Below are 11481 nucleotides of genomic sequence, written 5' to 3'. Positions count from 1 at the left end.
GCCCTACTCCTCGTCGCGCTCCGGCAGCGCCTCGAGCGCGGCCGCGAGCGCGGCGGCGTCCTCGGGCCGGGCCTCCGGGTCCGGGTCGAGCAGCGTCGTCAGGACCTCGCGCAGCTCCGGCGACCCGGGCAGCCCGCTCAGGTCGGGGCGGTACGTGGCCGCGCGCGCGACGATCGTCGCGACGGTGCCGCCGCGGACCGGGTACCCCAGGAGCATCTCGACCAGGATCAGCCCGAGCGCGTAGAGGTCCGACCGGACGTCGACCGGCTTGCCCTGCAGCTGCTCCGGGGACAGGTAGAGCGGGGTCCCGACGACGACGCCCGCACCCGTCAGGCGGGTCTCGCCGTCCCCGACCCGGCGCGCCAGGCCCAGTTCGACGACCACCGGACGGCCGTCGGCGGTGACGACGATGTGGGACGGCTTGAGGTCGAGGCGCACGACGCCCTGGTCGTCGAGATAGCGCAGCAGGTCGACCAGCCCGAGGGTGAGGTCGACCGCCACCGGCGGCCGCAGCGGGCCGCGGGCCACCAGGTCGGCGAGCGAGAGCCCGACGACGAAGTCCGACACCAGCCCGGGGTTCGCGGCGTCGTCGAGGGTGGCGATCGTCGTGGCCAGCAGCGGGTGGACGAGGCGGCGGGCGAGATCGAGCTCGCGGCGGAACCGCTCGCGCGCGGTGTCGTCGTGCGCCCGGACGTCGATCGTCCGGATCGCCACGTCCCGGCCGACGACGGCGTCGTGCGCCCGGTAGGTCCGTCCGAGGACGCTGCGCCCGAGCTCCTCCACGAGGACGTAGCGCCCCTCGCCCACCCGGCCGAGCTCGCGGTGGGTCGGCGCGACCCGCGCGACCGCGTCGGCCAGCGGCCGCGAGAGCCGGTACACCGTCTCGGCCGGCCCGGACCCGCCCACGGCGGTCACCAGGGCCGAGCCCGCCTCGCGCGCGTCGAGGACGCCCACCGTCGTCAGCTCGTGCAGGATCCCGAGGCACTCGTCGTCGGAGGTGAGATCCCGGCGGCTGGCCCCCGCGGCGCGGTCGGCCAGGAAGTCAGACGCGGTGAACATGGTCCCGCGCCGCTCGAGGATCCAGTCGACGACGAGGTAGGTGGCGCTGCGCCGGGCGTCGACGTCGACGGGGTCGGCGAGCGCGCCGCGGGGCCGGCCCTGCGCCCAGAGCGGGCCGACGCGGCGCTCCAGGGACGCGTAGAACGCCACGAGTAGCGCGTTCGCCGGGTCGATGACGACGTGCGGACCGTCCGGGTGCCACTCGACGAGCTCGTCGAGCTCGTGGAGCAGGAGCCGGGGCAGGCCGCGCGAGCGGTACTCCAGGTAGTCGGGGAGCTCGGGATGGACCCCGGGGTCGCCGCCGGTGAACAGGCCCGCGAGCAGCTCGGCCGGGGCGCTCGGGGGGAGGCCGTTGAGGTAGAGCGGCCGGCCGAACACCGAGGCCCAGATGGTGCTGCCGCGGGACTGGCTCCGGCGCGCCAGGTCGCCCACGTCCGCCCCGGCGACGAACACGACGTGCGCCGAGCTGGCGGTGAGCGTGTTCATGAGCGTCCGCAGCAGCTCCTCGAACGAGGCGAGCCCCGCCGGGTCCCGGGTGAGCTGGTCGAGCTCGTCGACGACCACCACGACGCGGCCGGTCCACGCCGGCGCGGCCTCCCGCCGGAACCAGCGGCGCGACGACGGGTCCTCGCCCGTCTCGCCGGGGGTGAGTGCCGCGACCAGGCGCAGGAAGTCGTACTCGGCCTCGGCGACGCCGTAGGGCTGGGCGGGCTGGTCACCCCCGGACGAGCGGCGCTTGCGCCCCGACCCCGACGACAGCCCCTCCGCGGCGCCCGCGTGGGGTCCCCACAGCGTCGTCGCGCTTCGGCGGTGCGCGGTCTCCACGAGGTCGCCGACCTCCTCGTGCAGCCGCGCGAGGAGCCCGTTGCGGTCGAGGGCCTCCGCCAGGCCCCGGAGCATCCGGACGATCAGCTCGGTGGGCGCCATCGGGCGGGCGACGGACTCCCACACGACGACGAGGGGGGTCTGCTCGGGCTCGGTCGTGACCAGCTCGGTGTGCAGCTCGTCGAGGGCGCGGGCGACGACGGTCGTCCGGCCCGAGCCCTCGAGCCCGGTCAGGAGCAGCGACCCGCCGGGCGAGAACCGGATCCACTGCCGGACGAGGTCGACGAACCGCTGGTTGCCGAGGAAGGGGATCACCGCCGGGTACCGGAGCGGCTCGGTGGTCGTCCGGTAGTCCGGACGCAGCGGGATCCGTCCGACCCGCGGCCCGAGGAGCTCGAACGGGCGGGGCGGCCGCGAGCCGGTGATCGTCGTCCGGACCGGGCCGCTGCCCGAGGTGGTGTCGGGTCCTGGAACGGCACTGCGCGCGGTGTCGGGCGGGCTCCCCGACGACGTCCGCGCCGAGGGCCGGGCCATGAGAGCCGTGGCGCCGGGGGAGTCCGTCGGGGTCCGCACGGCGGCCAGGACCGCCGCGCCCATCTCGCCCGCCGTCGCGTACCGCTGCCGGGGCTCCTTGGCCATCGCGCGGGCGATGATCTCGTCGAACGCGGCCGGCACCTCGGGCCTGGTCAGCGAGGGCCGGGGCGGCGGCTCGGTGAAGTGGGCGTGCATGGCCTCGGCGATCGAGGAGGTCCGGAAGGGCCGGTGGCCCAGGAGCATCTCGGCGAGGACGCAGCCCAGCGCGTAGATGTCCGACGCCGCGCCCGACTGCGTGCCGTCGAACATCTCGGGGGCCAGGTAGGCCACCGTGCCGATCACCGTGCCGGTGCTGGTGAGGTTCTCCGAGCGCCCCTGCTCGGCGGCGACCCCGAAGTCGGTGAGGTAGGCGAAGACCGGGTCCTGGGCGGCCAGCAGCACGTTGCCGGGCTTGACGTCGCGGTGGACCAGTCCCTCCCGGTGGGCGGCCTCGAGGCCGCTCGCGACCTGGGAGACGACCGCCGCGGCGCGGTCCGGCGCCATCGGCCCGGCGGACAGCACGCTCGCCAGGTCCGGCCCGTCCACCAGCCGCATGTCGATGAAGAGGCGGCCGTCGATCTCGCCGAAGTCGTGGATGGGCAGGATGTGCGGCTCGGACAGGCGGGCGGCGACCCGGGCCTCCCGGCGGAAGCGGGCGACGAACTCGTCGTCCACCGACAGCTCGCGCAGCAGCACCTTGAGGGCGACGGAGCGTTCCCGTCCGGTGTCGAAGGCGCGGAAGACCTCGCCCATGCCGCCGCGGCCGAGGCGCCCGTCCAGGCGGTAGCGCCCGATGGTGGCGCCGACCCCCGATTCCGCCGTCACGTCACCCCGCCCCCCGGACTCGACCTGCGCGCGGCCTGCCCGCGGGGGTGGAGATTACGCCCCGCAGCTACCGCCGTAGGTCGTGATCTTGTAGTCCACGACGGCGAGGGCGCCCTGCAGGTCGCGGAGCTGGGCGACGATCGCCGCGCGCTGGTCGAGCAGCAGGCCCAGGCGCTCGTCCTGGGTCTGCGGTCCGGCCTTGACCAGCTCGACGTAGCGGCTCACCGCCGCGATCGGCATCCCGGACAGGCGCAGCCACGTCACGAAGGCGACCCGCCCCAGGGCCTCGCGGTCGTAGATCCGCCGGCCGGAGGCGTCGCGGCCGGTGTCGACCAGCCCGATCCGCTCGTAGTAGCGCAGCGTGTGCGCGGTGATCCCGGTGATCTCGGCGACCTCGCCGATGCCGAGGGTCTCGGGCAGGTCGTCGGGCAGCCGCAGCGCGCGGATCAGCTCGTCGTTCAGCGGGGGCAACGAGCCGTCCTCCGCGGCGACCGAGTCCAGGATCGAGCGGAGGCGGGCCGCCGGGTGGACCTGGAGGTCGCCGGGGAAGGCCTCCGGGGCGGTGCTCACTGCCGTCATGGGATCGACCGTAGGCCTTCGAGTGCGCTCGAAGGCAAGCCCGGGTTGCACGGCGCCGACGCGCGTCACAGCCCGGAACGATCACGTTGACGACTACCTGTTACCGCCGGTACCCGTTGATGACGTGAGGGCTTCCGCATTCGCCGCCGTGCTGGACGGGGTCGAGTTCCCCGTGCGGCCGTGGCAGATCGCGGCCGCCGCCGAGGAGTTCGGGGTCGACACGGTGACCCGGACCAAGATCGACCAGATTCCGGACCGGGAGTACAGCGACGTCTTCGACGTGGTCGTCGCCCTCACGTCGACGCCCGCGCACCTGCGTCACCGGCGTCCGTTGTAGGCGACGCAGGACCGCACGAACCGGTCGGGCAGGGCCCAGCAGGGCACGAATCAGGCGTTCTACCTGCGAAAACACGCCGCCCCGATCACCAGGGCCAGGTGGTGGGTGTGCGACCGTCTTGAGCGGCGCCGCACGGCGCCGGGGAGCGAGGACGTTTCGTGGCGAAGTCTCGTGCGGGACGCCGGGGGACGAGCCGGCACGCTGGCGACCACGCGTGGCGCACCGCGGCACTGCTCGGCGCGGTGGTGACGCTGGTCCTCGGTGTCGCGGCCTGCTCCAGCAGCTCCGCCTCGCCCGGGTCCGCGGCCTCGCCCGCCGCCTCGGCCGGGGCTCCGACCTCCGCGCTGCCCCCGCCCGGTCCGCGGGTCACGGTCGACCCGGCCGCGGACGTCAACCCGGCCACGCCGGTGCACGTCCACGCCGACGGCGGCCGGATCACCTCGGTGCACATGACCAACCCCACGGGTGCGGTCATCGACGGCACGACCTCGCCCGACGGCGCCACGTGGACCACCAGCGAGCCGCTCGCCTATGGGCGCACCTACACCGTCGTCGCGGACGCCGTCTCCGCCCAGGGCGCCCCGACCCACCTGCAGTCCACGGTGGCCACCCTCGCGCCCAAGCAGACCGACACCGCCGCGGTCGACCCGGGCGCGACGAACGTCGGGGTGGGCCAGCCGCTCGCGGTGACGTTCTCCCACCCGGTGACCGACAAGGACGCCGCGGTCAAGGCGCTGTCGGTGACGTCGACCCCGGCCCAGCCCGGTGCCTGGCACTGGATCTCCTCGACCCAGGTCGACTACCGGCCCCAGGCCTACTGGAAGCCCGGCACGACCCTGGCCCTCTCCGGCAAGCTGCTCGGCGCGCAGCTCGGTGGCGGCGCGTACGGCGCCAAGGACATCAACGAGACCTTCCACGTGCACGACGCGTGGGTCGCCAAGGCCGACGGCGGCGCCGAGCAGATGCAGATCTTCGACAACGGCGCGCTGGTCAAGACGATGAAGATCAGCCTGGGATCGCCGCAGTTTCCGACGCACACCGGCACGCACGTCATCTCCGACAAGCAGCCGAGCATCGTCATGGACTCCGCGACCTACGGCGTCATGCCGGGTCAGCCGGGCTACTACAAGGAGACCGTGGCGCTCGACGAGCGGATCTCCAACGACGGCGAGTTCGTGCACTCCGCGCCGTGGTCGGTCGGCCAGCAGGGCAGCGACAACGTGTCGCACGGCTGCGTCAACCTCAGCCCGGCCGACGCGCAGTGGTTCTTCGACCACTTCGGCGTCGGTGACGTGGTGGAGATCGCCAACTCCGGCGGGCCGACCCTGCCGATCTACGACCGCTGGGGCGACTGGGCCGTGCCGTGGCAGCAGTGGCAGGCGAGCACCACGTAAGCCGCTACCCGGCCCGGTCGGCCGGGACCCGGGGCGCGCCGGCGACGCCGTGGCGCAGCGCGAACGCCGCCGCCCCGAGCCGGGAGTGCACGTCCAGTGCGGCGAGCACCGCCCGCACGTGGCTGCGCACCGTCGCCGGCGTCACCCCCATCGCGAGCGCCATGTCCTCGGTGGACGCGCCCCCGGCGATGAGCTCGAGGCACTCGCGCTCCCGCGCGCGCAGCCCGGCCAGGCGCCGGCGGGCCTCCGCGCCGTGGCCACCCTCCGGGCCGGCCGGCACCTCCCGACCGGACTCGCTGACGACGATCTCGCCGTGCGCGATCCGGTCCAGGGCCGCGAGGATCTCGGCGCCCGACACCGTCTTGCCCAGGTGACCGACCGCGCCCGCCTCGAGGGACCCGGCCGGGGCCTCCCGGGATCCGGTGAGCACGACGACCCGGGTGGTCGCGGCGAGCCGCTCCACCAGCGCCGCCGGGTCGGCCGGGGCGACCGTGGCGGCGTCCACCAGGCAGAGATCCGGACCCTCGGACCGGACGAGCGACTCGGTCTCGGCGGCCGTGGTGGCGACGCCGAGGACCTCGACCGCGTGCGCGGCGAGGAACCCGCCCAGCAGCTCGGCGAACAGCCGGTGGTGGTCGGCCAGGAGCACGCGGGTCATCGATCTCCCTCCGCCGGCGACGAGCGCCGGTTCCGGTCCGTGACGACGCGTCGCCGCGGCGTCACACCCCCGGGTGACGCCCGACACCTGGCCGGGGTTGCCGCGGGCAGGTCTCGGTCCCGCAACGGCTGTGGATCCGTGACGGCCGTTCCTCCAGATGAACGAGGTGATCCACGGAGCCGCTCGCTAGCGTCGGAGCATGTCGCCGATCCGTGTCCGATATGTGACCGAGAGCGAGCTTCTCGGCGATGTCATCGGCGCGCGCCTGGCGGCGGAGCCCGATGTGGTGCTCGACCACGGCGACGGCGGGCCGGCCGACGTCGTCCTGACCGACACCGTGCCGCGGCCCGCGACCTCGCCCGGCGACCCGGGCGGGGCCCGGCTGGTGGTGCTGGCACCGTCCGGGGATCCCCGGGGCGCCGTCGAGGCGGCGCGGGGCGGCGCCTCCGCCTGGCTGGACGGCAGCGGGACCGCGGACGAGTTCGTGCGGGTGCTCCACGGCGTCGTCTCGGGGCAGGCGTACTTCCCCCCGGAGGTGCAGGGAGCCGTCCTGCGGGCGCTGCGTGACGACGCCCGGCCCTGCGCCGGACCGCTCGCGCGGCTCACCGGCCGGGAGCGCGAGGTCCTGGACGCGCTGGCCGGCGGCCTCGGCAACCGCGAGATCGGCGATCACCTCGGGATGTCGTACAACACCGTGCGCACGCACATCAACGAGATCTTCCGGAAGCTCGGGGTGCACAGCCGGGTCGAGGCGGTCCGGCTGCTTCCCGCCCCGACGGACGGGACGTACCGGGACCCGCCGGGCGGCGGGGCTCGCGGAGCACACGGTGATGCCACCGGGAGCTGAGGAATCTCGGGGGCGGGGACACGGGGGCCGTGGGGGCGGATGAGATGACGGGGCGCGCGGTGGACAGAGCGGACGAGGAGCTGTTCCACGACATCGGGCACGAGCTGGCGACACTCTCGCTGCTGGTCGCGTCGGTGCGGGCGGAGCGGGGACTCGCGGGTGCGGTGAGCGAACGGATGGCGCTCATCGAGGGGGAGATCGACCGGTTGCGGGTCCTGGTCGGCACCGGCGGCGGGGGCGGCGGACCCGGCGACGCGGTGCTGCTTCGGGAACAGCTGGCGGGGATCGTCGCGGCCCGCGCGGTCGGCACGACGACGTCCGTGGCGCTGCTGCCGGGACCCGAGGTGGCGCGGCGGGTCGACACCTGCCTGCTCGACCGCGTGGTGACCAACCTGCTCGACAACGCCATCCGCGCGGCGGGGCCCGCCGGGCACGTGGAGGTCGAGCTCAGCGCCGGACCACCCGTCACGGTCCGGGTCCTCGACGACGGCCCGGGGCCGGGCCGCGGCCCGGGCGGCCGGTCCGGTCGGGGCCTCGCGATCGTCGGGTCGGTCGCCGAGCGTCTCGGCGCGACGGTGACGCTGCGCCCCGGCCGGGGGGCGGGCACCGTCGCGGAGGTCGTCCTGGACGACCGGCTGTGCCCGGCCGTCCCCACGCCCCGGGGGTCGGGGGAATGATCGACGTGGTCGTCGGCGACGACCACGGGGTCTTCGTCGACGCGCTGAGCACGGTGCTCGGCCAGCGGCGGCTGGTCGTGCGCTCGGTCGCGCACCGGGCCGCCGACGTGCGGGAGGCGGTCCGTCACCACCGTCCCGCGGTCTGCCTGCTCGACCGGGTGTTCTCCGACGGCGACGGCATCGAGCTGATCCCGGAGCTCCTCGAGGCCAGCCCCGGGACACGCATCCTCGTGGTGACCGCCGATCCCGACGACGGGTCCGCGCGCAAGGCCCTGGAGCTGGGCGCGAGCGGCTTCGTGCACAAGACGCGGGGCGTCACCGCGCTCATCGAGGCGATCCACCGCGTGGTCGACGGGCAGACGGTCGTGGAGCTGCCCCCGCGGCGGCGGCCGGCCGGGACGGACCCCACCGCCGAGGTCCGGCGGCTCGCCGGCCACCTCACGAGCCGCGAATGGGAATGCCTGCGCCTGGTGGTGCGCGGCCTGGGGTCCGCCGAGATGGCCACGGAGCTGGGCATCTCGGTCACCACCGTCCGGACCCACGTGCAGGCCGTCATGACGAAGCTCGGCGTGCACAGCCGGCTCGAGGCGGCGGCCCTCGCGACCCGCCACGGCCTCGTCGTCCCTGCCTGAGTCCTCCCCGCCGGACCCCCGTCCGCCCCAGGGCGTTCTCCTCCAGATGCACGAGGACCCGGGCCCCGCCGCTCGCGAGCATGGCGACGTGACGCTGCGGATCCTCATCCTCGACGACCACCGGATGCTGGTGGAGGCGCTGGCGGCCCGGCTCGGGACCGAGCCCGACCTGCTCGTCGCCGCCCGCGCGCCCGGCGGGATCGACACCGTGGTCGCGTACGCGGCCCGGACCCGGCCCGATGTCGTCGTCATCGAGGTCGCCCCGTTCGACGACGAGCGCCGCGAGCTGCTGCTCCGGCTGGGGCGCCGGCTGCCCGACGCGCACGTCGTCGCCCTGACCGCCGCCGACGACGGCGAGACCGCCGCCGAGGTGGTGCGCCTCGGGGTCGAGGGGTGGGTCTCGAAGGAGAGCGACGTCGACGACCTCGTCGAGATGATCCGGGCCGTCGCGCAGGGCCGGGGCTGGTTCCCGCCGCGTCAGCTGGGGGCGGTGCTCGACCGGCTGCGGGCCGAGGCCCGGCACGACGGCGGCGGGGGCGGCCCGCTCGACACCCTCACCGACCGCGAGCGGGAGATCCTCGCGGCCATGGTGGACGGCCAGGCGCCGACGGTCGTGGCGCGCCGGTTGCGGGTATCGGCCAACACCGTCCGGACCCACGTGAGCAGCATCTACGAGAAGCTCGGCGTCCACAGCCGGATGGAAGCGGTCGCGCTCGCCCGCACGCTCGGCCCGGCTCCGGCCCCGGTGTCGTCGTGAGCCGCCGGGGGGTGCTCGCGCTGCTGGCGAGCGTCGTCGTCGGCCTGCTCGTCGCCGCCCTGCCCGGGACCGCCGCGGCCCAGACGGCGACCCCGCCGGTGGTGGTCTCCCTGACCTTCGACGACGGCAACGCCGACCAGACGGCGTCGCTGGACATCCTGGCCCGCCACGGCCTCGTCGGGACCTTCTACGTCAACACCGGGTCCATCGGCCAGCCGAACTACCTCACCCGGGCCGACCTGGGACGGATCGCCGCGGCGGGCAACGAGATCGGCGGGCACACCGTGTCGCACGCCAACCTCGTCGGCGACGCGCCGGACGAGACCGCCCGCCAGATCTGCGACGACCGCGCGACCCTCACGTCCTGGGGCTTCGACCCGGTCTCGTTCGCCTACCCCTTCGGCGCCTACGACCTGGGCGTCGAGAGCGCGGTCCGCGCCTGCGGGTACACCAGCGCCCGGCGGGTCGGGGGTCTCGGCGTCGACGGACCCGCGTGCCCGGGCTGCGCCACGGCCGAGAACGTCCCGCCCGCCGACCCCTACGCGGTGTCCACGACGGCGCAGGTCGGGCCGACGACGACGCTCGCGGACCTCGAGCAGTCGATCGCGACGGCCCGGGCGGGCGGCGGGGGCTGGGTGCCGTACATCTTCCACCACGAGTCGTGCGACACCGGGTGCGGCGACCTGTCCAGCGATCCGGCGCTCCTCGACGCGTTCGCCACCTGGCTGGCCGACCAGCAGCGGGCGGGCACCGTCGTGGTCCGAACCGTCGGCCAGGTGATCGCCCGGCCGGGCGGTCCGGCCCACACCGCCCCGGCCGCGACCTCGACCGCGGTGGTCAACGGCGGGCTCACCGCCGGCGCCGGCACGTTGCCGTACTGCTGGGACGTCGGCGGGTTCGGGCGGAACACCGCGACCTACCGCTGGACCCCCGCCGCCGCGGGGCAGCCGGCCTCGGAGACCGTCGCGGTCACCGCGTACACCGACGGCGACGCGACGATGCTGCCCCGGCTCGACCTCGGCCGGTGCGCACCGACGACGTCCACGGGCACGGCGACGACGCTCACCGCCCGGTACACCTCGACGGTCCCGACCCAGTTCGCGGTGTACCGGCGCACGGCCGTCGGGACGTGGCTGTACTGGACGTCCAGCCCGTTCGTGGCCCCGGCGCCGCAGTGGACCCCGATCACGTGGACCACCCCGCCGGCGCCCCCGGACACCACGGCGGTCTCGGCCGGCCTCACGGTCGGCGCGGTCGGCAGCGTGACCAGCACCGCCTACACGGTCGGCCCGGCGGCACCCGTCCCGGCGCCGCCGCTGCTCCCGAGCGGCGGGCGCGGGCTGCTCGTGCTCGGCGCGGTCCTCGCCGCCGTCCTCGGGCTGCTGGGCGCCGTGATCGGGTTCCTCGCGCACCACGGCGGACGGTTCCGGCGGCGGCGCCGTGTCCGCCGCGCCTGGGGTCCCGCGGCCGGGGTGCCCGCCCCGCGGCCGCCCGGCGACGACGAGGCGCCGGCTGAGTCGGGGGACGACGGGGTCGCGGTCGGGGCCACCGGACCCGAGCAGGAGGGCGGTCCGTGATGTGGCCCTGGATCCTGATGTACCACTCGGTGGCGGCCTACGAGCGCGACCCGTACCTGGTCACCGTGCGCCCGGAGCACCTCGACGCCCAGCTGTGGTGGATGCGCCGCCGTGGCCTGGTCGGGGTCGGTCTGGGCGAGCTGCTCTCCACCCGCCGTCGCGGGATGGTGGCCCTGACCTTCGATGACGGGTACCGGGACTTCGCCGAGGAGGCCGTCCCGCTGCTGCGCCGCCACGGCTTCCGCGCGACCGTCTTCGTCATCGCGGGCCTGCCGGGCGGGCACAACCGCTGGGACCCCGACGGCGAGCACAAGGACCTGATGACCGCCGACGAGGTCCGCGCGGTCGCCGACGCCGGGATGGAGATCGGCGCCCACGGGATGACCCACGTGCGGCTGGGCGCGGGAGCCGACCTCGACGAGGAGGTCGCCGGCAGCCGCGCGGCGCTCACCCGGGTCGTGGGGCGCCCGATCCCCGGCTTCTGCTACCCCTACGGCGCCCACGACGACGCCGCGGTGCTGGCGGTGCGTCGGGCCGGCTTCGGGTACGCCTGCGCGACCGGCCGCCCGGCACGCCCCGGGCGCTTCGCGCTGCCCCGCACCTACGTCGGGGACGTCGACGGCGCGCTGCGCCTGGAGGCGAAGCGGGCCCGCCACCTCGTCGCCGAGGCCCGCGGCGCCGTGGGGACCGCGCGGTCCGTCCCGGCCCGCACCCCGGCGGGCGCCGCGGGGCCGGGCTGAG

The 11481-nt window shown here is 75.5% G+C and carries 11 protein-coding genes; 8 read left to right on the top strand and 3 right to left on the bottom strand.

All coding sequences use genetic code 11. From position 1 onward, the window contains the following. Positions 1-3: 3 nt before the first annotated feature. Positions 4-3282 carry a serine/threonine-protein kinase gene (locus LQ327_RS21475; protein WP_230737806.1) on the bottom strand — a complete coding sequence of 1093 codons (3279 nt, stop codon included), beginning with the start codon at positions 3280-3282 and terminating at the stop codon, positions 4-6. A 54-nt stretch (positions 3283-3336) separates the two neighbouring features. After that, on the bottom strand, positions 3337-3861 hold the full coding sequence (locus LQ327_RS21470) for a MerR family transcriptional regulator (RefSeq protein ID WP_230737805.1): 525 nt from the start codon (positions 3859-3861) through the stop codon (positions 3337-3339). Positions 3862-3985: 124 nt separating this feature from the next. On the opposite strand from LQ327_RS21470, the gene LQ327_RS34935 reads away from it, so the two are divergent. Beyond that, complete coding sequence (locus LQ327_RS34935) at positions 3986-4198, top strand: DUF2795 domain-containing protein (protein ID WP_230737804.1); 213 nt, start codon at positions 3986-3988, stop codon at positions 4196-4198. A gap of 158 nt (positions 4199-4356) precedes the next feature. After that, positions 4357-5592 (top strand): L,D-transpeptidase, encoded by a 1236-nt coding sequence (locus tag LQ327_RS21460; protein ID WP_230737803.1) that lies wholly within the window; start codon positions 4357-4359, stop codon positions 5590-5592. Between the two features lie 4 nt (positions 5593-5596). Here the strand turns inward: LQ327_RS21460 and LQ327_RS21455 are convergent, their stop codons facing one another. Then, positions 5597-6250: a LuxR C-terminal-related transcriptional regulator gene (locus LQ327_RS21455; protein WP_230737802.1), complete on the bottom strand. Its 654-nt coding sequence runs from the start codon at positions 6248-6250 to the stop codon at positions 5597-5599. Positions 6251-6473: 223 nt separating this feature from the next. On the opposite strand from LQ327_RS21455, the gene LQ327_RS21450 reads away from it, so the two are divergent. The 6 genes from LQ327_RS21450 to LQ327_RS21425 all read left to right on the top strand — a co-directional run bounded on the left by LQ327_RS21450 (position 6474) and on the right by LQ327_RS21425 (position 11480). Then, positions 6474-7097, top strand: coding sequence for a response regulator transcription factor (locus LQ327_RS21450; RefSeq protein ID WP_230737801.1), 624 nt, complete (start codon positions 6474-6476; stop codon positions 7095-7097). A 59-nt stretch (positions 7098-7156) separates the two neighbouring features. Continuing rightward, the gene (locus LQ327_RS21445; protein WP_230737800.1) at positions 7157-7774 is read left to right on the top strand and encodes an ATP-binding protein; all 618 of its coding nucleotides are present in this window, start codon (positions 7157-7159) and stop codon (positions 7772-7774) included. After that, positions 7771-8406 (top strand): response regulator transcription factor, encoded by a 636-nt coding sequence (locus LQ327_RS21440; protein WP_230737799.1) that lies wholly within the window; start codon positions 7771-7773, stop codon positions 8404-8406. The genes LQ327_RS21445 and LQ327_RS21440 overlap by 4 nt, the downstream gene beginning before the upstream one ends. Before the next feature lie 88 nt (positions 8407-8494). Next, positions 8495-9163, top strand: coding sequence for a LuxR C-terminal-related transcriptional regulator (locus LQ327_RS21435; RefSeq protein WP_230737798.1), 669 nt, complete (start codon positions 8495-8497; stop codon positions 9161-9163). Further along, positions 9160-10740, top strand: a complete 1581-nt coding sequence (locus tag LQ327_RS21430) for a polysaccharide deacetylase family protein (RefSeq protein ID WP_230737797.1) — start codon at positions 9160-9162, stop codon at positions 10738-10740. The genes LQ327_RS21435 and LQ327_RS21430 overlap by 4 nt, the downstream gene beginning before the upstream one ends. Then, positions 10740-11480: a polysaccharide deacetylase family protein gene (locus LQ327_RS21425; protein WP_230738235.1), complete on the top strand. Its 741-nt coding sequence runs from the start codon at positions 10740-10742 to the stop codon at positions 11478-11480. The genes LQ327_RS21430 and LQ327_RS21425 overlap by 1 nt, the downstream gene beginning before the upstream one ends. Position 11481 lies beyond the last annotated feature (1 nt).

The organism is Actinomycetospora endophytica (assembly GCF_021026375.1).
Taxonomy (GTDB): domain Bacteria; phylum Actinomycetota; class Actinomycetes; order Mycobacteriales; family Pseudonocardiaceae; genus Actinomycetospora; species Actinomycetospora endophytica.
The sequence above is the reverse complement of the archived record's forward strand: the minus strand, read 5'-3'. Positions and strand labels throughout refer to the sequence as shown.